The following is a 23,187-nucleotide window of genomic DNA, read 5'->3' as shown; positions in this document are numbered from 1 at the left end:
GGCAGGCATCTTTTTTATTCATTCAAAAACTCATCAATCCGGTCCTGCAGTTTTTTCTCAAACCGTTCCCCAGGGATCAATTCATAGATAGCTACTGAATCAGCACCTGCTGATAGATAAAAGATCTTATCCCCTTGCATTCGCAATGAATGGGTTGAATAATAGGCCGATTGCTCATGGGGCTCTCTAACTGCACCTAAAACATTCCCCTCCTTATTGATGACATACACATGAAATTCCGCCATTATTTTATGCGTATCGGCCACTTCCGTTTTTTCGAAGATGAGTTGATTGGATCGGATGTCTAAAATACGGATGCCGCCAGTTGTATGATCGAATGGAACGGTAATCTTTTGTTCAATATCAGCCTCTTTGATATTGATGATTTCTGTTTGCTCGTCTTTACGGATTATTTGGGCGGTGACGGAATCATGTTCATAGGTTTTTAGGGGTCTTGAGATTTCCCCTGTCATCAGATTTTCCATGAGCGGTCGTACATCGTGGACAATTATTTCATTTTGCTCATTTACAACAACTGCATTTGGATCCATCATGTCCGCCTTGATTGGAAATACTTCCAACAGCTCACCCTCCGGACTGAATTTACTAACTCCCTTATAATAAGATGAATCAAGTACATATATATTGTTGTCTTCATCCACAAAGATATCTCGATACCATTTACCATCCTCCGAATCATCCAATTGGATGGTGAAAAGATGACCTTCCAGCGTTGTAACCATCACCTTCCGGGCTGCATTGTCCAATAGATAAAAGACGCCATCTTTTACAAAAAAGCTCTCCACTGCACGATCACTGCCTCCTGGCCGTTTTGCGGCATTCCCGGTTGATTAATTCCTTCACCATAAGGCAATTCCAGAATCACTTTGGCTTGTTCCTTTTCGGCAATCAGCATCCCATCTTGAGGAGTATTTTCAATGGCTTCCTTTTTGTCTATAGGTTCCTCCAATACAAGTGGAACCCCGTTTGGAGGTTGATTGAGAAAGAGGAAAGTCACTGCAAGAAAAGTTATGAATGCCAGTGAAGTGACTGCAATCGGGATGAATTTAGGCCCATTTTTAGTTGAAGGTTGAATAAGTTGTCTTTGTAGACGGCTAACGAATTCTTTATCCGGATCCTTATCCGGTCGATTTCGAAGACTTTGTAAGAACTCTATCTCTTTTTCAGTAGGTTCATTCATAGCTCTCCCACCCTTCTTTGAGGTTAGTGTCCTTCTTCAATTCTTGAAGTGCTCGGTGAAAATCCACCCGCACCTTCCCCTCACTGCATCGCAACGCCTCGGCAGTTTCTTTTATACTAAGCTCGTTCAATCCCCTTAAAATTATGACACTACGATAATGCGGTTTCAGTTTAACGAGCGCACGTTGAAGGTCTTGCCAGTTTTCTTCCCCAATTATATGTCGGCTATTTACGTTCTTCTTCGTAAGTAACATCAGATATTGTTCTCGGAAACAGGCTTCTTAACTTTTGCTTTCGAATCCAATCGACTGCCGTAAATCGCGTAATAGATAATATCCATGTCTTCACTTTTTGTGGGTCCTTCAATTGATGCAGGTTTTTCATCGCCTTAAGAAACGTTTCCTGCGTTATATCCTCAGCATCCTGTTTATTGTTCGTGAAATACAGAGCGAAATGATACACATCCTTATGAAACTGGTTAAACAGTTCCGAGATATGCAGTGATTTTTCATTCAAAAAGGCCGGCCCCCTTTCAGCTGTACCAATAAGTCGATTCAGATTATGTTTTGTTACAAGAGTTTGTATAATCGGAAAAATATCTTTTGAATTTCATTCAAACACCCTCATTCCTATGTTGATACAAATCATAGAATACTATGAACGATTTAAATGTAGGAAGGAGGTGTAATGAAGATGGCGAAAACTTTGATGAAGATTTCAGTGGTGTATTTCATGATTGGTATTTCTTTCGGTTTATACATGTCTTTCACGCATGTCTTTAACTTAACGTCTGTGCATGTCCACTTGAACTTGGTCGGATGGGTGTCTTTGGCCTTGGTCGGGCTATTTTATCATCTGTATCCAAACCTGGAGCAATCCGGGTTGGCAAAAGCGCATTTCTGGCTTCATAATATCGGATTGCCAATTATGATGATCAGCATCGCAACTGCTATTTTAGGAGGACCGGAGATATTCTTCCTGTTCGCAACATTAGGCGGAGTAATGACCGTTTTAGGTGTACTTTGCTTTGGATTCAACGTACTGACTCGTTTGGAAAAGAATTAGATGGTAGACGAACAGGCGAAGGAATGTATTTTTCATTCCTTCGCCTGTTACATTTTTTCTTACCGATTCCTCCAGTCCTCTTTCACCATTCCAAAGACAAAATGATCGAAACTTGTTATAAAGCCACTCTGCTTGTTTTATATGACCTTCCTGCTGGAATCCAAGTCTGTTCGGGATCGCCATACTCTTTTTATTTTCAGTCGCAGTTCGTATTTCAATCCGATTCAATCCCAATTCTGTGAAGCAATATTCGATAATCGCCTCACATGCTTGTGTCATCAATCCATGCCCCTCGTGGTCTTTCCCGAGCCAATAGCCGATGGATGTCGATTTGTTTGACCAATTGATGCCGTGCAAACCGATGACACCAGCAAGTTCCCCTTTATGCCAGATCCCCGCTTGAAACCCATCGTTGCGGCTAAACTGCTGCATCGTTCCAAGGATAAAGCCCCTTGAATCTTCCACCGTCTTTGTGAAGTCGATCCACGGAAGCCATTCACGCAAACTATCACGTGATTTGTCGGTTAGATTGAATAATTGTTCCGCATGTCGCACTTCCAATAGACGCAATTCAATTTCATCGTTAATTTGATACGTAAACATTTTAGTCGTCCCCCTTTTATTATCTCTGTTGCTAAAAAAGCATAAACCCCGATATACACGCATAAATCCGCTTATTTACGCATAATATCGGCTAAAAACGCATAAATGTTATTAAAAGTCCATAAACGCCACCAAAAAAGCATAAACCGAAATAATCCCGCATAACTGACTTCACTCCGGTACTAATAACTCCAAAAACCTCGTCGAAGCCGGTGATAGCGGCACACTTTTCAAAGAACAAACCCCGATACTGCGATGCGGAATCTGCTCCTTCAACTGCACTTCCTGAAGCATGCCACTTTCGAGATAATCCTCCGTGAATTCTCTTGTCACACATGCAATCCCCATATTGATCCGTGCAAATTCAACGACAAGATCATGAGATCCCAATTCGAACTCCGGTGAAATCTTCACGCCCTTTGACAATAGAAAGTCTTCGACGTACTTTCTTGAATTCGAACTCGGCTCAAGGAAAATTAGAGGTAGTTTCACAAGCTCCTGAAATCCGATTGGCCTTGCAAGCAGTTTCCGATATTTGTCTCCATATACAAATGTATCATGGATATCCATGCACGATCTCACGTTCAATGCATCATCGTCAACAGGCAAATTGCATACGACAATATCGACTTCCCCGGACTTCAGCAATGAAATGAGCGTATCCGTCGTTCCATTTTCGATTTTTAATTTAAGACTTGGGTATCGATTACGGAAGGCCTCAAGTTGCGGAAGGAGAAAGTATTTGGAAATCGTATCGCCAACGCCGATCCGCAGTTCTCCGATTGTGAGATTTTTGAACTCTGCAATCTTTTCTTCCCCGATCTCGATTAAATTGATAGCAGAATTAACATACTCCAACAGAAGGCTTCCCTCATTTGTCGGCGTGACACCTTTAGGAGTTCGATTGAAAAGGCGTGTATCTAACTCCTTCTCCAGCTGCATGATGGATTGGCTGATGGCTGGCTGGGTCATGAAAAGTTCCTTCGCGGCCCCGGAAAAGCTTTCATTTCTACCTACAACACAAAAAATACGATACAAATCTAATTTACTAACCATATAACCACCCCTTATATCCATTATTAGATATATTAATTTTACTTATACCACCAATTGGTAGTATCATACAAGTAGATCGTCAGTTAAGTTACACCGATAAGGAGCGATAACATTGGAAAGAGTAGTTGGAACGGTTGTCAGAGGACTTCGATGCCCAATCATTAATAAAGGGGACAATATCGAGGAAATCGTTGTAGATAGCGTATTGAAAGCGGCGGAAGTAGAAAAATTAACGATCAATGACAGAGATATCGTTACAATCACGGAATCCATCGTAGCTCGCGCGCAAGACAATTACGCGACAGTCGATCATATTGCGAAAGACGTTCAATCGAAATTCGGCGACGACACAATCGGCGTCATCTTCCCAATTCTGAGCCGTAACCGCTTTGCCATCTGTCTAAGAGGGATTGCAAAAGGTGCTGCGAAGAAAATCGTCTTGATGCTAGCTATCCATCTGATGAAGTCGGCAATCACCTTGTCGATCTTGACACACTTGATGAAAAGGGCGTCAACCCTTGGACGGACGTTTTGAATGAAGAAGAATTCCGTGGCCATTTCGGCTACAATAAACATACATTTACAGGTATTGATTATATTGATTACTATAAATCGATCGTTGAAGAATACGGCGTAGAATGCGAAGTCATCTTCTCGAATAATGCGAAGACGATTCTTGATTACACAAAAAACGTACTTACTTGCGACATCCATTCACGTTTCAGAACAAAACGCATCTTGAACGCGAACGGCGTTGAAAAGGTTTATAGCCTGGACGATATTCTTTCTGAATCCGTTGACGGCAGCGGCTATAACGAAACATACGGGCTTTTAGGTTCCAATAAAGCGACAGAAGACAGCGTCAAGCTCTTCCCACGCAACTGCCAACCAGTTGTTGACACGATTCAGGCTATGCTGAAAGAGAAAACAGGTAAAACGGTTGAAGTCATGGTGTACGGCGACGGCGCGTTCAAAGACCCGGTCGGTAAGATTTGGGAACTTGCAGACCCAGTCGTTTCCCCTGCATATACAGCAGGCCTCGACGGAACACCGAATGAAATTAAATTGAAATACCTCGCAGACAACAACTTCGCCGATCTGCGCGGCGATGAATTGAAAAAAGCAATCAATGAATTCATTGAGAATAAAGATGACGATCTCGTCGGCTCAATGGAATCCCAAGGGACAACCCCTCGTAAGCTGACTGACCTGATCGGGTCTTTGTCCGATTTGACTTCAGGTAGCGGGGATAAAGGGACACCGATTGTGTTCATTCAAGGATATTTTGATAACTTTACGAAGTAAGATACTGCCCTCGGTCTTTGACTGAGGGTTTTTTCATGTTGTTTTATGGTGGGCGCGGAGTCTGTGGTAGTTTTTTGGATATCGATCACTTGTGGTGAGTTATCGGTCACTTACGTAGAGTTATCGGTCAATTGCGAGGAGTTATCGTCGTTTAAGGACTTAGGAACTGTACGTTTACTTGCTTCATTATAAACAGACCGCCATCATTTAAAAGAAATTAACAACCTCGCGAGATTCATCAGCTAACTTTCGTTATATAGGGTGTAAAGGCCTTTACCAAAAACAAAGGAGAAAACTATGAGGACACATGAAAACAATTTCATCAAACGTCTGCAGTCCGGGAAGGAAGATGCTTTGGACTTCATCGTTGACCGTTATTTACCGCTTATTAAAAGTGTTGTTCGACAAGTTCTTGGACCCGTCAGACAAGAGGAATTGATTGGTGAATGCGTCAATGATATTTTCCATGCGATTTGGCAGAACGCAAAGAAGTTTCGCGGTCGAAACCCGGATGAATTTAAAAACTGGATTTGTGCCGTGGCGAAATATAAAGCAATCGATTATTACCGAAAAGAAGCAAAGAACATTGAAGTAGCCTCTGAATTTATTGAAATCCCTGTAGAAGTCTCAAAGGTTGCGGAAGATCGAGTGAAAGAGTTGCTGAACGAACTGGAGCCGATGGACCAGAAGATTTTTATCATGCGGTATTTGCTTGGTTTTTCATCCGAAGAGACCGCCGAAAAGTTAGGATTGAGTATATCGGCAATCGACAACCGGGTGTACAGGGGTAAAAAAAGATTACGGCAAAACGGGAGGTTTTCGTATGAAGGACATATATGATCACTTGAACGATATTAATATGGACGCCAGCCAATTTGAAGAAGAGGAAGTTAGTGCAGCGGAAAAAGCAAAAGTGATGATGGATTTGAAAAGAAAAATTATCAAAAGGCCGAAGCCTGTTAGATGGAGAAAGATGGCCGTAGCAGCATCAATCTCAATTGGATTATCTTCAGCTGCACTATTCGGACTGTCGTTCACTTCATTCGCGCAAGAAATACCGATCATCGGGCAAGTTTTCAAGTGGTTTAACGACGATGGTTTTTTTGAAAACTATAGTGAACATGCCAATACGCTCTCGATGACTCAGGAGGATAATGGCATTAGCATCACTTTGAATGAGGCAGTGTTTGATGGAAAACGCTTTACGTCACATATGAACTGACATCGGAGATAGATTTAGGAGACGATCTATCACTCAAAGGCACGCTTAACATTCTCAATCACGTCGGAGGTCATATGGGAACGGGTAGCGGCGACATAAAAAAGGTGGATGATTTCCGTTATGTAGGTGTTTCAACAGCCAAAATGTATCCGGAAAATCGAGTGGAGGAAGGTAGTTTTGAATTCGACATCACTGGGATTTTTCTCGAAACGTCAAAATTCGATATAAGTAGGATGATATCCGATCCGACATACAGCGAGAAAGAAATCGCAGGGAATTGGAAATTCCAATTCGATCTGCATGCGACAGACAATGTGGAGCAATCTGTTGGATTGTCCTCTGCGGGGAATGATGTGACGGTATCGGTCAATAAAGTCGCTTATACCCCGATGTCGTTCATCCTCTTCTATCAGGAATTCATCACACAAGAGCTATATGCGAAATGGGATTTCATTTCTGTTGGAGTGGTCGTTAAGGATGATTTGGGTCATACGTACGCAACTGGAGGTAGTAGCGGTGGGGGCCTTATTTTACGTCTTTCCCATACAGAAACATTTGAAAAACTTAATCCCAAAGCAAAAAAGTTAATTGTCACCCCAAGAGTTGTGCTTTCACAAAGGGATGGCACATATGAAAACGGGGCCTATTACCGCAATGAAAGCAGTACTGCACCGATGGAAACGTTTGAGTTGGATGAAATAATTATTGATATAGAGAAGTAGAGGGGGCACACCCCTCTATCTTTATTTTCTTAATGCCTCTAATATATTCTGTGCTTGGTAGCCGACTTCAAAGTCATAAAGATCCGCTTCTTGCCCATTCACTGCTTTTACAATCTCATCAATCAACCTGCGCGATTCCACTCCTTCGAGGGAAATCAGTTGTAGGCCATGGCCTGTTTTTCCGCCACTTAATTGGCCCCAATTTTCCAATGTCAGAACACCTTCTGATCCAAATGCGGTAAATCCAATATGCTCTTTCCCAGCTTGTCCGCTCATCCCTTCAATCAAGACAGGCGTGCCGTCAGCAAGTTCTGCGGTGGCGATGATGCCAGTCTCGCATAGCACCCTGTCTTCAGGGAATTCCAAACGAGTTTTGATATTGTGAAGCTCGCCGAATACTTTCAATGTCTGTTGGATGAAATGAACGCCGACTTCAAGAACAAAGCCTCCCTGCTCTCGCTCGCCAACCCAGTCATTTTTCTGCCAAGCACGCGGCCATTCCGGGAAGTGCATTGAGAGCTGGAGACGGCGCAACTTGCCAACGTAGTTTTCTTGGATTAACTCAGCAAATTTCGTTGCCGCTTGGCCATAATTGAGCGGGAAGTTCATGGCATGCACAATGTTAGCATCTTTCGCAGCATCCGCCATTTCCCTTGCCTCTTCCAATGAGTTCGCCAACGGTTTTTCACATAGGACATGCTTCTTCGCCAGAATGGCATCCATCACGATGGCGTGGTGAAATTTTGGTGGTACTGCCACATAGACAAGATCCACCTGCTTGTTAGATAGCAACTGCTTATGATCGGTATAAGCTTGAACGTCACCAAGTTTGTCAGCCGTTTCGTGTGCCAGCGCTTCCGCTCTGTCGCACACAGCCGTTATTGTGACCTCATCGTTTTGTTTGAATTGGTTGATCAACCGCTGACCAATGGCTCCGAGGCCAATGATTCCAATATGTATCATGAAAATTCCCCCTTTCCCTATCGTACAATAGGCGGGGCGTGCTGTCATTTGTTTATTGCGGGGAGGAGAATTGACCTTTGTGAGAAAGAATGGACCTTGCCGCGTAAAGAATGGACCCTGGTGTGAAAGAATGGACCTTGACATGAAAAGAATGGGCCCTTGCGTGAAAGAATGGACCTTGACATGAAAAGAATGGACCCTTGTGAAAAAGATTGGACCTTGACATGAAATGAATGGACCCTGACGTGTAAACCATGGATCTTCGCCTTATGGAATGTGGAGATAGAGAACTCCTGAAACTTTAACGAGAAGTTCGTACGGTTTAATGAGAACTTCCAAGGAATAAACGAGAACTCTTGTCGCCGTAATGAGAACTTCCAAGGAATAAACGAGAACTCCCGATGCCTGAACGAGAAGTTCCAATGAGTAAACGAGAACTTATCAACTATCTATCCGGTAAATCCCTTTCCGATCCCTCAACACACAGCCATTTCGCTCGAATATGCCGATCATATGTCGATTTGCTTCATCCGTACTGCCAACGTATGTCGTTGCACCAATTCCCTTCAGCAAATGAAGTGAACTCCAATGAAGCGCAGCCCCATATCCTTTTCCTCGCCATTTCGGCATGACGCCGAAATAAACAGGCGCCCCTCATCGACAGTTCCTTGTTCGATAACCGGTATACTCAAGCCGATTGGCTCGCCCAGTTTCGTGAAGATGAAACAAGATGCTCTCCATTCGGGACCAATTTCATTTTCAAGCGATTCCATGACTTGTTCGATTGTAAACAACTTGTTTTTATTTGCAGACCCGCTGCGGCATTGTTCATACAGCTCCGCAAATTCCAAGTCTGCCATTTCACTATCTTCAAGCGCCTCCACTGCGATCTCGGGATCTACCGTAAAAAGTTCATCCAACGCTCTAGTATACTCCACAATCGTTGAAACCTTACGAAAACCCTGATCCAACAACCATTGCTCATACCTTGCATCCATTAATAGAGACAAATACCCGATTTGTTTTTCCCGCCATTCATCTAACAAACTACTAAAAGCTTCTATATATTCCTGATCGAGCACACTTTCATCTTTCACTTGGTCAACAAGCCAATACTCCCGGTCCTTCTTTATCGTATTAAATAAATCCACATTATCAGTCCTTTCAATTGAATCCAGTACTTAATTCAACAAAAACAGAGTGATTCCTTCTTTTATTAAAGGACGGCTGCCTTCCCGGCTGCCATCCCTCAATCCAACTTATTTGCGTCCACCACATACATCGAATAAAAACCGGCATTCTCCACGTTAACGACCAGTATTCCTTCAGGTGTAAACCGTGGTCTGACAAGGCGTTCCTGTATATGTGCTAACACCGGTAGTGCATGCGTTTTATTATTTTTGATTTTAAAAAGCTCAACGGTATTAGAGCTCGTTTCAGGTGTACTTAGCGCCAGCACATCCCGATACACTGCATACGTCACAAAATCCGGCGTCTCCACTGTGTAGAGCTTTCCATCAGTTAAATCTACATAACCGAGGGTGGCCATCTCATCCCCTTCATTATAAAGTTCCGCAAACACCCTGTTTTCGGAAACAGTAAGGTTATACACACTCTCATATGGAAAGACAAAGGAACCGATTTTTTGATTTGTTTGGAGATCATATACAGAAAACGGTACTTGGTTAGGGTCGTTTTCAGTATAAGGATCCCCAAGAACAAGTTTTCCTTCGCCAAAAGCGTATTGCCCATACATTTTTTGCAACTTGTCGTAGAGTCGGGTCTGTTCAAGCGTCGTCAAATCAAGCCGAGTGAGCCATACATCACCCCAACTCACAGACGTATAGATTAGCTGATCCCCTTCAATCCGCATTCCATGCAATTCATCAGGAATGTTTCGAATTTCTCCGTTTAAACGATTCAAAACGAAATAGCCCTCAACATCTTCCTGCTTCCAAACAATCCAACTCTCATTTGCCGCGACTTCATATCCCGATATATTCTCGTCGCCATCAACGAGAATCTCTTTTGTACTTGATTCGGTGTCAAAAGCGTAAATTCTCTTCCCGTCCGAATAAATCATTTCCTTCGTTTCATCCACATAAATCGCGTTAATTAACGTCGTAAGATTCTCGCCAGGTATGGAAACCTTTTGCAAGGCATCAGCATGGGCCAATTCTTCAATAGCTTGTTCACCTATTTCATTCTGAATGTACGGTACACCTAAAAACACGGCAAGACCGACAACAGCAACTGTGGCAATTAGCGGTTTCAATGTAGGCTTCCTTGAAGGCGATTCATTTTCCAACCGACGATGGGCTTCCGCAACAATCGCTCGTTTTTGCTCGTCCTTTAACCTAACTTGTTCAGGAATCGATTGATCCAAGCTTTTTCGCAAATGCTCATGCATAATCATTCCCCTCCTCCAGTGCTATTCGTGCCAGTTTTCTTCCCCTTGCAAGCCGTGTTTTGACAGTGTTTACGGGACAATTCAGCACATCTGAAATCTCCGTGACGGTCAACTCTGAAAAATAATGCAGCCAAATTACTTCCCGATACTTGAGCGGTAGTCCTTCTATCATTTTCGCAACATTATCATCCGACTCTTTTTGGAGTATCTCTATTTCAGGCGTATCCTTGTTAACTAACAAATGACCAAATAGATTGGAAATCTCCATTTTCCTAAACGCCCAGCTTTTATAATAGTTATGGCACTCATTAACGGCAATCCTGTATAAATACGTTTTAACGGACGAGCGGCCTTCGAATTTTTCAAGGCTTAAATAATATCGAATGAATACTTCCTGTACGATATCTTCGGCTTTCTTTTCATCTTTGACAATTGCATATATGAGCCGCAATAAATAATCCCCGTAGGAATCCATCGCAGTTAAAAGTAATCGATCTCGTTCAAGCTTTTCCACCCCTCCGCCTCCCTTCCTTATATGTTAGACAAAGCAAATGATGAAACGGTTTCACGTTAAATAATTATTATGTTTTAGTAGTTTTTTAACAAAGTCCATGCCGATTTTAAATTGATACTTATCTATTAACACAGATCTCTTCCAATCTAATTTATAAGACTTTTTCATTACTTTTTGGTAAAATAGTGGAGTGCGCATTTTTACAAGAAGTTTGAGCAAAATACTATTTAGGGCAGAAGGAGTGAGCGATTCACAATAAGGAGCTGAAATATATGTCAACAGAACATACTAATTTACAACAAGACACAGAAGAAGAGGTCGTCCGAGATTATTCATTGGACCGGGTACCTCGTGAGGAACGAAAGGCTGGATGGCTTAGCATTACGAATATTACGTTTGGTATCGCTACAGCTATTTTTTACTTCCAGATGGGAAGTGTGATGGCTCTTCAATTCGGGGCTCCTAATGCACTTATTTCTGCAGGCTATGCAATCATCGTAGCAGGCTTGCTTGGTACAGTCATCGTCTATTTATCAGCTAAATCGGGAATGAACGTAAACCTATTATCCCGGGGCGGCGGTTTTGGCTATATTGGAGCATCTTTGACTTCACTCATTTACGCATCGAATTTTATTATGTATTGTGCATTTGAAGGCTTGATTCTCATATCGGCCGTTCATCATTTTCTCCCTTCCTTTCCGAGATGGGTTTTAATTCTCGTATTCGGACTCATTGTTATTCCTCTAAATTGGTTTGGAATTAAACAATTAGATAAGCTGCAAAAATGGTCATTACCGATTTTCGTCTTCTTTTTGATCACTGCAATTGTCGTTTCATTTATCAAACCTGCCGTTTATACGGGTCCTGTTTTCTCTTATATGCCGGAAGGGGTTCAACTTGGCGGAACCGCCCTGCTGCTCTGTATCGGTATGCATAATGGGATTATGGGCTTAACTGCTCTTCTCGCTTCAGATTATGCCCGTTTTTTACGCCCTAAAGATATTAAAGTAGGATCTTTAGCAATCGGGTTCATTCCTCAAATTTTTTGTTATGGCGTTATGGGAGGATTAGGTATCTGGTTCGGCGTCCGTTATTTGGAGTCGGATCCAGGCGTTTATATTGTACTGCTGCTTGGAATTGGCGGTGCGTTATTTACGATGTTGACACAATTGCGTATTAATGTCACAAATATTTATAGTAGTTCACTCTCCTTATCAAACTTCTTTGAAAATATCTTCCGTTTCACCCCAGGTCGGCGATTTTGGGTTGTCGTCTCCGCATTGACAGCGATTGCTTTAATGTTAGGCAACATTGTAGATCATCTCGCTACGGTCATGACATTCCAGGGTGTATTCCTGTTCTCATGGGCGTCTATCTTGGTTACGGATGCACTGGTCATTAAAAAATGGTTGAAAATCGGACCCAATTATTATGTTGCCACACAAGATTATTTATATAAATGGAATCCTGTCGGCGTAGTGTCACTTCTTGTCGCAAGCGTACTTGGAACTATTGCAGCACTTGGCTATTTGGGAGTGTTCCTCCAATCGACAGCAGCATTTTTTGCAGCAGTGTTAGCTGCAATTTTGACGGTCATCATTGCAATTTTGACGAAAGGCGCATTTTATTTGCAACACGAACCTTCTCATTCAGTAGAAGAGGATAGATTGTAACGATGAATGATAAAAAAACCATGCCTGCTTGATAATAGCGGGCATGGTTTTTCAATATAGAAACATTAAAGCTGACAAGCAACCCAAGCAATTTTAAGTGCCCGTCACCGTATTATTTCTTCCGTTCATCCTTGAAGTCTGGTTCTTCTCCGAATTCGGTGTTCAGGTCTGGGTTTTTAAAGTGTTGTCGTCTAAGTGTGATCCACTCTCTCTATTTCCTCATCTGGTTTGAATAAAATCCCTAAACAAATCAACCCTCCAATTGCTACAAGAGCATAAACTACTCTCGAAAGAAATGCATTCTGTCCACCGAATATAGAAGCTACCAAGTCAAATTGAAAAAATGCGATCAATCCCCAATTCAATGCTCCTATAATGACTAAAGCCAAAGCAATGCGCCGAACTGCTCCCATCATGAATTCCTCCTTCATTATACTTTCCATATTATCTTTTGCTAAAAACGATTTTTAATACATTCGTGCAAGTGTCAAAATCGCATGAAACTTTTTCCAAGTTTGCTACGTAAAGAAGGCAGCAGAGGAGTGTTTAAAAGCAAAATGGATAAGTACAGTTACAATAAACCGAAATTGGATATTCCGAAGTCTGCATTGCAGAGGCTTTTTGACGTCGTTTCGATCATCGCGTTTATGGCAGGAACCGTTTATTTAATTTCTGTATGGAATCAACTGCCTGACCAAGTTCCAGCACATTATAACGCTGCCGGCGAGGTCAATCGTTGGGGTTCCAAATGGGAGCTCGTCATTCTTCCCATCATCGCTGTTCTAATGGCCGTCTTCTTTACGTTTTTAGAGAAACACCCGGAATGGCATAATTATATGAACCTAAATAGAAATAATATTGAATTCCAGTACAAAAATTCAATATTATTTCTAAACGTAATTAAAAATGAATGTGTCTTACTGTTTGTTTATTTGAGTTTTAATATTGCACAAGTAGCGTTGGGAAAAGCCGAATCCCTTGGAATTCTATTCTTGCCTATTTTCCTTGTCATCATGTTCGGCTCTATAGCCTTCTTCATTATCCGATCGATAAAACATAAATAATGGTGATATACTAAATACACAGCTTTAAGTCAGTCAGGAGATGTAGGAATGAAATACGATGTGTTTTTATTCGACTTGGATGATACATTAATGGATTTCGGAGAGACCGAAAAAAATGCGTTTACAAATGTGTTCACAACACATGGATTTCCGAATGCACTAGGAGATTACAGAGGGACATATCGGGCGGTCAGCACGGTGCTTTGGGAGGATTTGGAGCAAGGCAGGACGACATTGGCCGATTTGAAAACGGAGCGTTTCAGAAGGGTATTCCTCGAGCACGGCCTTAAATGGATGCCGAAACGTTCGGCCAAATGTACCTCGATTATTTAGGGAAAGAAGTCCATTTAATAGATGGAGTGACGACGATGCTTCAGTCCCTTAAAGGCAAAAGGATAGCAGTTTTGACCAATGGTTTTAAAGATGTTCAGTTGGCAAGAATCGCTGCTTCCGGCCTTACCGAGACATTCGAAGCAATCTTCACATCTGAGGAGATCGGTTTCCAGAAACCACAACCGGAGATTTTCGAGCATGTATTCAAGCAATTGGCTATTAAAGACAAATCACGCGTCCTAATGGTAGGGGACTCGCTTTCGTCGGACATCCGCGGCGGCAACAATTTTGGCATTGATACATGTTGGTATAATCCGAAACGAAAAGAGAATAGTGGCTTAGCAAAGCCTACATATGAAATTCATGATTGGGAAGAGTTTCAGTCGATAATCACACAAACAACCGCGTCCAGTTAATGAATGCGGTTGTTTTTACAAATTATCTTAAAGCGCCGGATACGTAATTTTCCCAGTCTCCATCAATTGTTTCAGACCTTCGAACATATAACCCCAGCCTTGTTCAGTTTGATCATGAAATTCCTTCATCGCTTTTTCAATGTCCTCTTCGGTCCATTCCGGTTCATGCGGAACGACAATCCCCTGTACAAAAGTCATTTCGCAGCCTTTTTCCAAGTCCTTTATCTCCACTGAAATTTCGTCTTGCAAATCGTTGAATTGAGGCATTTTGAATGTAAAGACAAGCTTGTTAGGCCGATCAATTATAAGGTACTCGCCGATTGCCCGATAATCCTTGCCACCCCTGTGGTCGACAATTTCCCATGATCCGCCTACACGGAGATCATTCGTTGCAACTTTATTCGTCGGCTCCATTGTAAAGAACCATTTTTTCATCAATTCAGGTGTTGTCCATGCTTCAAAAACATTTTCTGCTGTGCAATTAAATGTACGGTGCATTGTCAATGTAGTGGTTGATGTGCTCATTTTTCAATATCCTCCTTATGTTTCGTAGTTAATGAGAGTCTTATAGGTAACTTGAATTCCTGTTTATCATACACCAGTAATTATCGAAAAAGCTATTCCAGTTGCGCGGAGTTTTGGGAGGTTATCACCGACTCTCTGGGTGTTACCACCGACTTGAAGCACTTTACCACCGACTCACCAGATTTAAGGATGTCTTGCCGAGAAAAAGGATAAAACACGGAGGGTCCAAAGTCCCGAAATGACAATATATCCTGGGAAATGATCGATATATGTTGGGAAATAATCGATAACTGCTCTAAATTAATCGATATATGTCGGGAAATGATTGATAATCCCCGGGAAATAACCAATATTTTTTTGCCGACACACTCGGTAAGGAATTTCACATAAAAAAGCCATTCAAGTTGAACAAAACAACTTGAATGGCGATCATACTATTTTATTCAAACGCTGGAATTGCAGTTTCGTCGTAGTTCTCTTGCAAGAACTTTTTGACTTCTGGGCTTGTCATTGCTTTTGCCAATTTTCGAATCGGCTCCCAGTCTTTATTGTCTTCACGAGCGATTAATGTAATCGCGAATTCATTGTCAATGCCTTCCGTTAACAGTGCATCGCTTTTCGGAGTCAAGCCAAGCGGTGCTGCGTAAGCAGGTGTCATAACGACCGCATCCGCGTCATCATACATACGCGCAAGCATCAGTAAATCGACTTCTTCGAACTTGAAGTTTTTCGGATTGTCGACAATATTTGCTTTTGTATAGTACGTATCTGTTTTTTCACCTAACTCGATGACTCCATGTTGTGCCAGTAATGACAATGAGCGGTCGATGTTGGATACATCATTTGCCATTGCAATTACAGCACCTTCAGGCATTTCATCGATTGATTTATAGTCTTTCGAGTATACTCCGTAGTTTGCGAAATAGATTGGAGTGATCGGAACTAAATTTGCATTGTTATTCGCATTGAATTGCTCCATGTATGGAACGTGTTGGAAGAAGTTCGCGTCCACTTCTTTTGCGGCAAGCGCAGTATTCGGCTGTACGTTATCGCCTAATACAACCATTTCCAGTTCGATCCCTTCTTCAGCAAGCTTCGGTTTTACAAGCTCAAGAATTTCCGTCATCGGTGGAATTAGGGAAGCGACTTTCAACGTCACTTTTTCCTCTTCTTTTTGTACATTTGCAGGTTTTTCTGCTTCCTTATCCTTGCTGCCACAACCCGCTAATAGGACAAGTAACATTGCCGTTAGCACAAGTAGTTTCTTCATGTTGTTCCTCCCACTATTATCTTTTATCTATCATTCTTGATACAGTTGTCCCCGTAAATTGGATGAGCTGTACCAGTATGACCATAATGATTATCATGTACATCATTAAATCATCTTTGAATTGTTGGTAACCGTACCGAATGGCAAAGTCCCCAATACCACCGCCTCCGACAACACCCATGATTGTCGAATAGGATATAAAACTGATAATCGACGTTGTCAATCCAAGGACGAGGCCAGATCTGGCTTCGACGTACAAGAATTTAAAAATGATTTGCCTTACTGAAGCACCCATTGAAACAGCCGCCTCCATGACGCCTCTCGGTACATCCAATAAGGATTGTTCGACTAAGCGCGAATAATGAGCGATGGCGATGATGGATAGTGGCACCGTCGCAGCGGCTGTACCAATAGCTGTCCCGATGACCATTCTCGTAAACGGGAGTAAAAAAACAACCAACAATAAAAACGGAAATGAACGGGTGACGTTCACCAATAAATTCAATATAGAAAAGATGAACCGATTCTCATAAAGTTGTCCCTTCCTACAAAGGTAAAGCAACGTACCTACAGGAAGACCAACAAGGATTGCAGCTAAGATTGAAACCCCTACCATAATAAAGGTTTCCCCAATGGACTGCCATATTTCAGCTTCATATTGAATCAAAATCTCAGGCATGGCCAATTTCACCATCCTTCGTCAATTGCTCCACAAAATTCTGAGGATTGCTGTCTATGACACGAATCCCTTTTGGCTCTATCGAAACAGTGTTGTAAACTTCACCATCAGACATGACGGTTACGCGATTGCAAATGCTTTTGATCACGTCCATCTCATGACTGACAATTACAATTGTGACACCAAGACTTTTATTCACATTTTCCAAGACACTCAGGACTTCAGCAGTCGTATTTGGATCAAGTGACGACGTTGGTTCATCACATAATAATACTTGAGGGTTATTCGCGAGTGCCCTTGCGATTGCTACACGCTGTTTTTGTCCCCCACTCAGTTGTGCGGGATACTTGTCCATGAAACGTTCCAGCCCAACAAACTGCAGACACTCCATCACACGATTCTTACGTTCTCGCCTTGGAAACTTCGACAACTTCAACGGCATCGCTACATTTTCATATACCGTTTTATTTGCGACCAAATTAAAATGTTGAAAGATCATCCCAATCGACTTTCGTGCTTGCCGAAGATCCTTACCACGCATTCTTGTTAATTTTTTACCGTTTATATCCACGTCGCCTGCATCCGGGATTTCCAGTAAATTCATGAGTCGTAGCAAAGTTGACTTCCCGGCTCCACTTGCTCCGATGATGCCATGAATCTCACCATTTTTAACCGACAAAGAAACAGATTTAACGGCTTTAAACTGCCCAAAATTCTTGCTGACATTATGTAATATAATCATAAAAAAATCCCTTTCTATAATTTGAAGGGTGATTGCGACGTTAACTATTATAACATTAATAATTATTTTTTACAGGTCTATCCACGTCTATATTTCTCTTTGTATAATTTACCTCAAGGGAGAGATGAATTATGTTGCATCTACAGGCGATAACAAAAGAAAATTGGTATAAGGCTACTTCACTCCGTGTTCGGGAGGATCAAGTAAATTTCGTGGCGTCAAACGTTGTATCGTTGGCCCAGTTGAATTTTCTTGAAAATTTTACAGCGAAGGGAATTTATCATGGTGAGGAAATGGTCGGCTTTGCACTATATGGAATAGACGATGATGATCATGAATACTGGATTTATCGGATGATGATTGACCAAAACCACCAAGGCAGAGGGTACGGGAAAAAAGCGATTCAACTTGTTATTGATGATATTCAGGAAAGAAAAGAGGACTGTCACCAAACCATTACGCTATCGTACGAACCGGCTAATGAACATGCAAAACGGATTTATGAAAAAATGGGATTCCATGAAGTTGACGGGTTCATAATTGACGGAGAGCAAGTCGCCCGGTATACGTTTTAGAAACAAAAGCGCAGGGCGCCTGCTTAGCCCCGACAAGCGCTGGAAGACTTGAACAAAAGGTGCTTTTTGCCTTTTGCTTCAAGTCTGAAGCGTCTCGAGGGGCTAGCGCCCCCGTAGCCTAGACGAACAAAAAGCTGACGGAGCAAGAGCCCGTCAGCTTTTAACATTCATTTAATCTTCTTTCTTTGGATCTTCTTCCACTACCAAGTTGGCATCCACATTCGGAACTTCTCTATCTACTCCCAATGTCTCGTCGTTCTCCGTGTCTCCCGTATCAACAATTAGCGAATCCTCTTCAGCAGTCGCCTCTGGTTCAACAACGTCCACAGACTCTTCCTCTACCGGCTGTTCAGTTACTAGACCAAGCGCCTGTGCAGTTGAAGTATGGATTTCTTGGAGTAATTCAGGATTTTCCACAAGCGAAACGCCATAGGAAGGAATCATTTCTTTAACTTTCGGTTCCCATTCTTTCATTTGCTGCGGGAAACATCTATTCAAAATTTCAAGCATTACGTGAACGGCAGTTGAAGCTCCAGGCGAAGCACCTAATAGTGCAGCGATTGAACCACTGGCTCCAGTTACAACTTCCGTTCCGAATTGGAGTGTACCTTTGCCGCCAGCCTCAGTATCTTTAATAACTTGTACACGTTGACCGGCGACTACCATATCCCAATCTTCGCTCTTCGCTTCAGGAACAAAATCACGTAATTCTTCCATACGCTGTTCTTTCGATAACATCAGCTGCTGAATGAGGTATTTAGTCAATGACATTTCTTTTGCACCCGCGGCTAACATTGTGAATACGTTATACGGCTTAACGGATGTGATCAAATCCAAATTCGAACCCGTTTTTAGGAACTTCGGAGAGAAGCCTGCGAACGGACCAAAAAGCAATGATTTTTTATTGTCGATATATCTCGTATCCAAATGCGGAACTGACATAGGTGGTGCACCAACCGATGCTTTCCCGTATACTTTCGCATGATGCTGCTCAACCACTTCAGGGTTTTTACAGACCATGAATAATCCGCTAACCGGGAAGCCGCCAATATGTTTTCCTTCTGGAATACCGGATTTTTGCAATAAATGCAAACTACCGCCGCCAGCACCGATAAAGACAAATTTCGCTTTATGGACTTCCACTGCACCACTATTTAGATTCTTAATTTTTAATTCCCATAGACCATCGCTTGTACGTTTTATGGTAGTTACATTGTGTTGGTAATGAATTTCAACGTTGTTGCCCTTCAAATGGTCGATAGCATACGCGTTAAAGCACCAAAGTTGACGTCTGTTCCGGAATCGATTTTTGTTGCCGCAATCGGTTCCTTTACATTCCGCCCCTTCATCATTAACGGAAGCCACTCTTTAAGAGTCTCAGGGTCTTCAGAGTATTCCATCCCTTTGAATAAGGGGTTATTGGATAGTGCATCATGACGTTTTTTCAAGAATTTCACATTCTCTTCCCCACGTACATAACTCATATGGGGCAATGGCATGATGAATTCCTCAGGATTGTTTATCAAATTATTATTTACAAGATAAGACCAAAATTGTCTTGAAAGTTGAAACTGTTCATTGACCTTTATCGCCTTACTGATGTCAAGGGATCCATCGGATTTCTCAACGGTATAGTTCAGCTCACATAATGCAGCGTGGCCCGTGCCCGCGTTATTCCACTCGTTTGAGCTTTCCTCGCCTGCATTTGAGAGTTTCTCAAACACTTTAATCTTCCAATCTGGTGTTAGTTCTTTCAACAAAGTCCCCAAAGTTGCACTCATGATTCCGGCGCCAATTAAGATAACGTCTGTAGTATTTTGTCTGTTACTCATATTTACCTTCCTTTATGCCTTGAGATTTGAGAAAGGATGTACGCGCTCCCATAATGCATCGGCAAGCCAAGGCGAGACCTAGGAACACACCTTTTCCGATTCAATCTTAACCCTGTATATTGTAACACAACTAAGAATAAATCAAAACGACTATAGATTCATATTTGGATAGCATCATATCCACTCTCTGTCCAATAGATCTATTAGTCGTTGGAAATTATCCTTGCCTAACCTCTCAGATATTTGTAGATCTATCTTATTTTTCAAAACAACTGTCTCCGTATAGCAATCTATACCTAACTCAGTTAAGCTAATAACCTTCTTTCCCTTACGCTCTGTACTTAATGTTGATGATACAATGCCCTTCCCCTCTAACCCTTTAATAAACTTGTGAGCAGCTTGTCTCGACATATCATATTTTGAACAGATCTTTGTAATTGTGTCGTTTCCGTCCTGTATGGAAGATAATATATACCACTCCGAAATCGTGATAGGAATGTCTTTTTCATCCCCCCAGAGTTGCTCCGCTAATGATCGTAATGCCGTGTAATGCACTCTCATCAGATCCAAGACATTCTTAGTTGAATTATTACTCATTTCATTACCTCCGTGAAATATATACCCGTACTATAATAAATGTTTACCTAAACGTCAACTAAGTTGACAATTTTAATGATTTGGCATATACTTATTGTAAACCTGGTTGACAATTACCTTAGACAGGAGGAAATACTATTGTATGAAGTCGGTGATTTAGTCACATATGGCCCGCATGGTGTTTGTAAGATAAAGGACATGTCTGAAGAGACATTCGGTGAAATAACGAAATCCTATTATATTTTGCATCCTGTTAATCAGCCTACATTAACAATTTATTGCCCAGTAGACAGCGATCTTTCCACTTTGAAGGACATTGTCTCTAAGGAACAAGCAAAGATCATATTGGAGTGTTTCACAAAACCAACTGGAGATTGGATAGAACGTCCAACAACAAGATACCAGGCCTTCAACTCAATTTTAAAAACAAGTAACCCCTTGAAGATTGCCGCTATGGCAAACACATTGACCCGTAAAGAAATGGAATTAGAAAGTGAAGGGAAAAAGTTAGGCTCAAGGGACATAGAAATATTAATGGATATACGGCAAGTCTTGTTTAAAGAGTTGGCATTGGCATTGGATACAACACCCGATGAGGTTTCCAAGCATGTTGAACAACTCATTTCCGGCACGATTGGCGATTCAACTATGCCGATAGCAGAGTAGAACATTTATAAAATATATTAAAAATAAAGGAGGCGCATATTTAGTGCGCCTCCTTCCTTTTTAAATGAACTTTTTCTCTAACTTCGGTTGGAGTTTGAGATAAACCGCAAGTACCTCAGCCAACGTCTCTCCTTGTTTCTTCAGTTTCTCTTTTGAACGCAGTGCTTTGATATCGATTAGAGAATCCATGAATCCGCCCTCCGTCAGTATGGCAGGCATTTTCGTTTCGCGTAGCACATGAAAGTTTGCCCTTTTCACCCCACGATCCTTCAATCCCATCGCTTTTGCAATCTGCGGACCAACAAGCCGCGCAAGTTTTAAAGATGTAGATCCAACTGTTGGTGAATCCATTACATATGTTTCCACGCCTGTCCAACTTCCCCACTTACCCGTATTTGCATTATGATGTACTGCGACATAGATATCGGCATTCCATCTATTAGCCAGATCCGTTCGTTTCCTAAGTGACACATCTGTTTTTCCGGTCGGATCATCTACGCGCATCACTTGTACATTTTCATATGTAGCAAGCTTCTCAGTACATGCATTGATCACTTCGTTGTTGAAGCACCATTCCCTTTCCCCGTCAGGTGACCGCTTCCCCGGCGTATTTAGCCCATGTCCCGCATCCAATACAATTTTCACCATACTTATGCCCCTTTCAAAATGTCTTCCTCACTATATATATAGGTTGGATTTTGGTTAAGGGATAGAAGGGTCTATAAATTTATAGATTTTTGTGATATACGTAATAGAGTATCATGTATATAATGAATTTGTATAAAGCCGTTTCACTGAACATAAGGAGTAGAATATGAAATCCAAATTCCAGTTTATATTATCAATGATCATCTTCGGTACGATTGGTGTATTTGTAAAGTATATAGATTTATCTTCAAGTGAAATAGCCTTAGTACGCGGTTTAATTGGCAGCTTATTCTTAACAACGGTCATAATCATAATGAAAAAGAAAATTCCATGGGCATTCGTGAAAGTGAATGCTGTTCTTTTGATAGCTTCAAGTATTGCATTAAGTGTAAACTGGATTTTCTTTTTTGAAGCATTCAAGCATACAACTATATCGAACGCTGTCCTTAGCTACTACTTTGCGCCAGTATTTGTCACGATCCTATCTCCGATTGTTCTGAAGGAAAAACTGTCGGCAAAGAAAATAATCTGCATTGCGATTGCCATGCTTGGGATGTTATTTATCGTTGGAAACGGGAAAGTTAGTGCATCTGGAGTAGAGGATCTTATTGGCATTGGGTATGGTTTGGTCGCTGCGGCATTTTACGCCTCATTAATGCTTATAAATAAGTTCATCAAAAACATGGATGGGCTTGAAACGACATTAATACAACTTGGAATCGCAACGACACTTCTCATGCCATATGTATTTTTCACTGAGGGATTTGGTGTTTTGGATGTCTCCGGTTCTTCAATTCCGTTTATCATCATCATAGGGGTTGTACATACAGGTTTTGCTTACTTGTTTTTCTTTTCCGGCATAAGAAAGTTAAAAGGCCAAAGTATCGCCGCCTTAAGTTATGCAGATCCCATTACATCATTAGTGATTTCCGCCGTCATCCTGCATGAACAAACGACAGTTGTTCAATTGCTTGGAGGCGCTTTGCTATTAGGCTCCACATTTGTCAGCGAGAACAATTCAATGAAATTATCAAGACGTAAAAAAATTGGATATATGCAAGAATAAGTGGGAGGCATTCGCTTCTCATTTTTTTATGTACATATATT

The 23,187-nt window shown here is 41.7% G+C and carries 29 protein-coding genes and 2 pseudogenes; 12 read left to right on the top strand and 19 right to left on the bottom strand.

Annotation, left to right across the window (positions count from 1 at the left end; genetic code table 11):
• Positions 1-14: 14 nt before the first annotated feature.
• From QNH10_RS03235 to QNH10_RS03225, 4 genes are read right to left on the bottom strand one after another with little or no spacing between them, the layout of a single operon-like run.
• Positions 15-806 (bottom strand): NHL repeat-containing protein, encoded by a 792-nt coding sequence (locus QNH10_RS03235; RefSeq protein WP_283733491.1) that lies wholly within the window; start codon positions 804-806, stop codon positions 15-17.
• On the bottom strand, positions 788-1,201 hold the full coding sequence (locus tag QNH10_RS03230) for a hypothetical protein (protein ID WP_283733490.1): 414 nt from the start codon (positions 1,199-1,201) through the stop codon (positions 788-790). The genes QNH10_RS03235 and QNH10_RS03230 overlap by 19 nt, the downstream gene beginning before the upstream one ends.
• A complete protein-coding gene (locus QNH10_RS21030; protein ID WP_430541092.1) occupies positions 1,194-1,454 on the bottom strand; it encodes an RNA polymerase sigma factor in 261 nt (86 codons plus the stop codon). The genes QNH10_RS03230 and QNH10_RS21030 overlap by 8 nt, the downstream gene beginning before the upstream one ends.
• Complete coding sequence (locus QNH10_RS03225; RefSeq protein WP_283733489.1) at positions 1,426-1,716, bottom strand: RNA polymerase sigma factor; 291 nt, start codon at positions 1,714-1,716, stop codon at positions 1,426-1,428. Before QNH10_RS03225 ends, QNH10_RS21030 begins: the two co-directional genes overlap by 29 nt.
• 177 nt (positions 1,717-1,893) lie before the next feature.
• Between QNH10_RS03225 and QNH10_RS03220 the strand changes: the two genes are divergently transcribed.
• Positions 1,894-2,265 carry a cytochrome-c oxidase gene (locus tag QNH10_RS03220; RefSeq protein WP_283733488.1) on the top strand — a complete coding sequence of 124 codons (372 nt, stop codon included), beginning with the start codon at positions 1,894-1,896 and terminating at the stop codon, positions 2,263-2,265.
• On the opposite strand, the gene QNH10_RS03215 is transcribed toward QNH10_RS03220, so the two are convergent.
• Both QNH10_RS03215 and QNH10_RS03210 read right to left on the bottom strand, forming a co-directional pair.
• The gene (locus QNH10_RS03215) at positions 2,212-2,868 is read right to left on the bottom strand and encodes a GNAT family N-acetyltransferase (protein WP_347177972.1); all 657 of its coding nucleotides are present in this window, start codon (positions 2,866-2,868) and stop codon (positions 2,212-2,214) included. The genes QNH10_RS03220 and QNH10_RS03215 overlap by 54 nt on opposite strands.
• 171 nt (positions 2,869-3,039) lie before the next feature.
• Positions 3,040-3,924, bottom strand: coding sequence for a LysR family transcriptional regulator (locus tag QNH10_RS03210; protein WP_283733487.1), 885 nt, complete (start codon positions 3,922-3,924; stop codon positions 3,040-3,042).
• Positions 3,925-4,036: 112 nt separating this feature from the next.
• On the opposite strand from QNH10_RS03210, the pseudogene QNH10_RS03205 reads away from it, so the two are divergent.
• From QNH10_RS03205 to QNH10_RS03190, 4 genes and pseudogenes are all read left to right on the top strand, one after another.
• A pseudogene (locus QNH10_RS03205) lies at positions 4,037-5,229 on the top strand (coenzyme F420-0:L-glutamate ligase).
• Positions 5,230-5,526: 297 nt separating this feature from the next.
• Positions 5,527-6,069: a sigma-70 family RNA polymerase sigma factor gene (locus QNH10_RS03200; protein WP_283733486.1), complete on the top strand. Its 543-nt coding sequence runs from the start codon at positions 5,527-5,529 to the stop codon at positions 6,067-6,069.
• Entirely contained in the window at positions 6,053-6,451 is a 399-nt protein-coding gene (locus QNH10_RS03195) for a DUF4179 domain-containing protein (protein ID WP_283733485.1), read from the top strand. The genes QNH10_RS03200 and QNH10_RS03195 overlap by 17 nt, the downstream gene beginning before the upstream one ends.
• Before the next feature lie 74 nt (positions 6,452-6,525).
• Positions 6,526-7,173: a DUF5643 domain-containing protein gene (locus QNH10_RS03190; protein ID WP_283733484.1), complete on the top strand. Its 648-nt coding sequence runs from the start codon at positions 6,526-6,528 to the stop codon at positions 7,171-7,173.
• A 21-nt stretch (positions 7,174-7,194) separates the two neighbouring features.
• Here the strand turns inward: QNH10_RS03190 and QNH10_RS03185 are convergent, their stop codons facing one another.
• From QNH10_RS03185 to QNH10_RS03165, 5 genes are all read right to left on the bottom strand, one after another.
• The gene (locus QNH10_RS03185) at positions 7,195-8,136 is read right to left on the bottom strand and encodes a Gfo/Idh/MocA family protein (RefSeq protein WP_283733483.1); all 942 of its coding nucleotides are present in this window, start codon (positions 8,134-8,136) and stop codon (positions 7,195-7,197) included.
• A gap of 441 nt (positions 8,137-8,577) precedes the next feature.
• Positions 8,578-8,766, bottom strand: coding sequence for a GNAT family N-acetyltransferase (locus QNH10_RS03180; protein WP_283733482.1), 189 nt, complete (start codon positions 8,764-8,766; stop codon positions 8,578-8,580).
• Complete coding sequence (locus QNH10_RS03175; protein ID WP_283733481.1) at positions 8,703-9,287, bottom strand: hypothetical protein; 585 nt, start codon at positions 9,285-9,287, stop codon at positions 8,703-8,705. Before QNH10_RS03175 ends, QNH10_RS03180 begins: the two co-directional genes overlap by 64 nt.
• A 98-nt stretch (positions 9,288-9,385) precedes the next feature.
• Complete coding sequence (locus QNH10_RS03170) at positions 9,386-10,546, bottom strand: hypothetical protein (RefSeq protein ID WP_283733480.1); 1,161 nt, start codon at positions 10,544-10,546, stop codon at positions 9,386-9,388.
• The gene (locus QNH10_RS03165; protein ID WP_283733479.1) at positions 10,539-11,060 is read right to left on the bottom strand and encodes a sigma-70 family RNA polymerase sigma factor; all 522 of its coding nucleotides are present in this window, start codon (positions 11,058-11,060) and stop codon (positions 10,539-10,541) included. Before QNH10_RS03165 ends, QNH10_RS03170 begins: the two co-directional genes overlap by 8 nt.
• A 272-nt stretch (positions 11,061-11,332) precedes the next feature.
• Here QNH10_RS03165 and QNH10_RS03160 point away from each other — a divergent pair, with 272 nt between their 5' ends.
• Positions 11,333-12,733: a purine-cytosine permease family protein gene (locus QNH10_RS03160; protein WP_283733478.1), complete on the top strand. Its 1,401-nt coding sequence runs from the start codon at positions 11,333-11,335 to the stop codon at positions 12,731-12,733.
• Between the two features lie 191 nt (positions 12,734-12,924).
• Here the strand turns inward: QNH10_RS03160 and QNH10_RS03155 are convergent, their stop codons facing one another.
• Positions 12,925-13,146 carry a DUF378 domain-containing protein gene (locus QNH10_RS03155; RefSeq protein ID WP_283734557.1) on the bottom strand — a complete coding sequence of 74 codons (222 nt, stop codon included), beginning with the start codon at positions 13,144-13,146 and terminating at the stop codon, positions 12,925-12,927.
• Positions 13,147-13,290: 144 nt separating this feature from the next.
• On the opposite strand from QNH10_RS03155, the gene QNH10_RS03150 reads away from it, so the two are divergent.
• The 3 genes from QNH10_RS03150 to QNH10_RS03145 are packed head-to-tail and all read left to right on the top strand — an operon-like array spanning position 13,291 to position 14,546.
• Positions 13,291-13,797 (top strand): DUF1648 domain-containing protein, encoded by a 507-nt coding sequence (locus tag QNH10_RS03150; protein WP_283733477.1) that lies wholly within the window; start codon positions 13,291-13,293, stop codon positions 13,795-13,797.
• A 48-nt stretch (positions 13,798-13,845) separates the two neighbouring features.
• Complete coding sequence (locus QNH10_RS21025) at positions 13,846-14,130, top strand: YjjG family noncanonical pyrimidine nucleotidase (protein ID WP_430541091.1); 285 nt, start codon at positions 13,846-13,848, stop codon at positions 14,128-14,130.
• The gene (locus tag QNH10_RS03145) at positions 14,088-14,546 is read left to right on the top strand and encodes an HAD-IA family hydrolase (RefSeq protein WP_430541090.1); all 459 of its coding nucleotides are present in this window, start codon (positions 14,088-14,090) and stop codon (positions 14,544-14,546) included. The genes QNH10_RS21025 and QNH10_RS03145 overlap by 43 nt, the downstream gene beginning before the upstream one ends.
• 27 nt (positions 14,547-14,573) lie before the next feature.
• On the opposite strand, the gene QNH10_RS03140 is transcribed toward QNH10_RS03145, so the two are convergent.
• The 4 genes from QNH10_RS03140 to QNH10_RS03125 all read right to left on the bottom strand — a co-directional run bounded on the left by QNH10_RS03140 (position 14,574) and on the right by QNH10_RS03125 (position 17,762).
• On the bottom strand, positions 14,574-15,071 hold the full coding sequence (locus QNH10_RS03140; protein ID WP_283733476.1) for an SRPBCC family protein: 498 nt from the start codon (positions 15,069-15,071) through the stop codon (positions 14,574-14,576).
• Positions 15,072-15,510: 439 nt separating this feature from the next.
• A complete protein-coding gene (locus QNH10_RS03135; protein ID WP_283733475.1) occupies positions 15,511-16,341 on the bottom strand; it encodes a MetQ/NlpA family ABC transporter substrate-binding protein in 831 nt (276 codons plus the stop codon).
• Positions 16,342-16,357: 16 nt separating this feature from the next.
• On the bottom strand, positions 16,358-17,020 hold the full coding sequence (locus QNH10_RS03130; RefSeq protein WP_283734556.1) for a methionine ABC transporter permease: 663 nt from the start codon (positions 17,018-17,020) through the stop codon (positions 16,358-16,360).
• Entirely contained in the window at positions 17,013-17,762 is a 750-nt protein-coding gene (locus tag QNH10_RS03125; RefSeq protein WP_283733474.1) for a methionine ABC transporter ATP-binding protein, read from the bottom strand. The genes QNH10_RS03130 and QNH10_RS03125 overlap by 8 nt, the downstream gene beginning before the upstream one ends.
• 131 nt (positions 17,763-17,893) lie before the next feature.
• On the opposite strand from QNH10_RS03125, the gene QNH10_RS03120 reads away from it, so the two are divergent.
• Positions 17,894-18,337, top strand: a complete 444-nt coding sequence (locus QNH10_RS03120) for a GNAT family N-acetyltransferase (protein WP_283733473.1) — start codon at positions 17,894-17,896, stop codon at positions 18,335-18,337.
• Between the two features lie 339 nt (positions 18,338-18,676).
• On the opposite strand, the pseudogene QNH10_RS03115 reads toward QNH10_RS03120, so the two are convergent.
• Together QNH10_RS03115 and QNH10_RS03110 are read right to left on the bottom strand one after the other, a co-directional pair.
• Positions 18,677-20,169: pseudogene (locus QNH10_RS03115) on the bottom strand (malate:quinone oxidoreductase); the annotation flags it as partial.
• 174 nt (positions 20,170-20,343) lie between these two features.
• Positions 20,344-20,766 (bottom strand): MarR family winged helix-turn-helix transcriptional regulator, encoded by a 423-nt coding sequence (locus QNH10_RS03110; RefSeq protein ID WP_283733472.1) that lies wholly within the window; start codon positions 20,764-20,766, stop codon positions 20,344-20,346.
• Positions 20,767-20,904: 138 nt separating this feature from the next.
• On the opposite strand from QNH10_RS03110, the gene QNH10_RS03105 reads away from it, so the two are divergent.
• On the top strand, positions 20,905-21,432 hold the full coding sequence (locus tag QNH10_RS03105; RefSeq protein WP_283733471.1) for a CarD family transcriptional regulator: 528 nt from the start codon (positions 20,905-20,907) through the stop codon (positions 21,430-21,432).
• Between the two features lie 60 nt (positions 21,433-21,492).
• Here the strand turns inward: QNH10_RS03105 and QNH10_RS03100 are convergent, their stop codons facing one another.
• Positions 21,493-22,080 (bottom strand): N-acetylmuramoyl-L-alanine amidase family protein, encoded by a 588-nt coding sequence (locus QNH10_RS03100; protein ID WP_283733470.1) that lies wholly within the window; start codon positions 22,078-22,080, stop codon positions 21,493-21,495.
• A gap of 166 nt (positions 22,081-22,246) precedes the next feature.
• Between QNH10_RS03100 and QNH10_RS03095 the strand changes: the two genes are divergently transcribed.
• On the top strand, positions 22,247-23,146 hold the full coding sequence (locus tag QNH10_RS03095) for a DMT family transporter (protein ID WP_283733469.1): 900 nt from the start codon (positions 22,247-22,249) through the stop codon (positions 23,144-23,146).
• The last annotated feature ends 41 nt before the right edge of the window (positions 23,147-23,187 follow it).

Origin of the sequence: Sporosarcina thermotolerans, assembly GCF_030067815.1 — a bacterium.
Lineage (GTDB): Bacteria > Bacillota > Bacilli > Bacillales_A > Planococcaceae > Sporosarcina > Sporosarcina thermotolerans.
The sequence above is the reverse complement of the archived record's forward strand: the minus strand, read 5'-3'. Positions and strand labels throughout refer to the sequence as shown.

What these genes read in the sequence shown, in the direction of transcription:
- QNH10_RS03200 (WP_283733486.1), top strand. Translation starts at nt 5,527, where the DNA reads ATGAGGACACATGAAAACAATTTCATCAAACGTCTGCAGTCCGGGAAG.
- QNH10_RS03130 (WP_283734556.1), bottom strand. Translation starts at nt 17,020, where the DNA reads ATGCCTGAGATTTTGATTCAATATGAAGCTGAAATATGGCAGTCCATT.
- QNH10_RS03155 (WP_283734557.1), bottom strand. Translation starts at nt 13,146, where the DNA reads ATGGGAGCAGTTCGGCGCATTGCTTTGGCTTTAGTCATTATAGGAGCA.
- QNH10_RS03135 (WP_283733475.1), bottom strand. Translation starts at nt 16,341, where the DNA reads ATGAAGAAACTACTTGTGCTAACGGCAATGTTACTTGTCCTATTAGCG.
- QNH10_RS03140 (WP_283733476.1), bottom strand. Translation starts at nt 15,071, where the DNA reads ATGAGCACATCAACCACTACATTGACAATGCACCGTACATTTAATTGC.
- QNH10_RS03190 (WP_283733484.1), top strand. Translation starts at nt 6,526, where the DNA reads ATGGGAACGGGTAGCGGCGACATAAAAAAGGTGGATGATTTCCGTTAT.
- QNH10_RS03120 (WP_283733473.1), top strand. Translation starts at nt 17,894, where the DNA reads ATGTTGCATCTACAGGCGATAACAAAAGAAAATTGGTATAAGGCTACT.
- QNH10_RS03145 (WP_430541090.1), top strand. Translation starts at nt 14,088, where the DNA reads ATGGATGCCGAAACGTTCGGCCAAATGTACCTCGATTATTTAGGGAAA.
- QNH10_RS03215 (WP_347177972.1), bottom strand. Translation starts at nt 2,868, where the DNA reads ATGTTTACGTATCAAATTAACGATGAAATTGAATTGCGTCTATTGGAA.
- QNH10_RS03170 (WP_283733480.1), bottom strand. Translation starts at nt 10,546, where the DNA reads ATGCATGAGCATTTGCGAAAAAGCTTGGATCAATCGATTCCTGAACAA.
- QNH10_RS03110 (WP_283733472.1), bottom strand. Translation starts at nt 20,766, where the DNA reads ATGAGTAATAATTCAACTAAGAATGTCTTGGATCTGATGAGAGTGCAT.
- QNH10_RS03100 (WP_283733470.1), bottom strand. Translation starts at nt 22,080, where the DNA reads ATGGTGAAAATTGTATTGGATGCGGGACATGGGCTAAATACGCCGGGG.
- QNH10_RS03195 (WP_283733485.1), top strand. Translation starts at nt 6,053, where the DNA reads ATGAAGGACATATATGATCACTTGAACGATATTAATATGGACGCCAGC.
- QNH10_RS03180 (WP_283733482.1), bottom strand. Translation starts at nt 8,766, where the DNA reads ATGCCGAAATGGCGAGGAAAAGGATATGGGGCTGCGCTTCATTGGAGT.
- QNH10_RS21030 (WP_430541092.1), bottom strand. Translation starts at nt 1,454, where the DNA reads ATGTTACTTACGAAGAAGAACGTAAATAGCCGACATATAATTGGGGAA.
- QNH10_RS03150 (WP_283733477.1), top strand. Translation starts at nt 13,291, where the DNA reads ATGGATAAGTACAGTTACAATAAACCGAAATTGGATATTCCGAAGTCT.
- QNH10_RS03220 (WP_283733488.1), top strand. Translation starts at nt 1,894, where the DNA reads ATGGCGAAAACTTTGATGAAGATTTCAGTGGTGTATTTCATGATTGGT.
- QNH10_RS03210 (WP_283733487.1), bottom strand. Translation starts at nt 3,924, where the DNA reads ATGGTTAGTAAATTAGATTTGTATCGTATTTTTTGTGTTGTAGGTAGA.
- QNH10_RS03095 (WP_283733469.1), top strand. Translation starts at nt 22,247, where the DNA reads ATGAAATCCAAATTCCAGTTTATATTATCAATGATCATCTTCGGTACG.
- QNH10_RS03160 (WP_283733478.1), top strand. Translation starts at nt 11,333, where the DNA reads ATGTCAACAGAACATACTAATTTACAACAAGACACAGAAGAAGAGGTC.
- QNH10_RS03185 (WP_283733483.1), bottom strand. Translation starts at nt 8,136, where the DNA reads ATGATACATATTGGAATCATTGGCCTCGGAGCCATTGGTCAGCGGTTG.
- QNH10_RS03125 (WP_283733474.1), bottom strand. Translation starts at nt 17,762, where the DNA reads ATGATTATATTACATAATGTCAGCAAGAATTTTGGGCAGTTTAAAGCC.
- QNH10_RS03230 (WP_283733490.1), bottom strand. Translation starts at nt 1,201, where the DNA reads ATGAATGAACCTACTGAAAAAGAGATAGAGTTCTTACAAAGTCTTCGA.
- QNH10_RS21025 (WP_430541091.1), top strand. Translation starts at nt 13,846, where the DNA reads ATGAAATACGATGTGTTTTTATTCGACTTGGATGATACATTAATGGAT.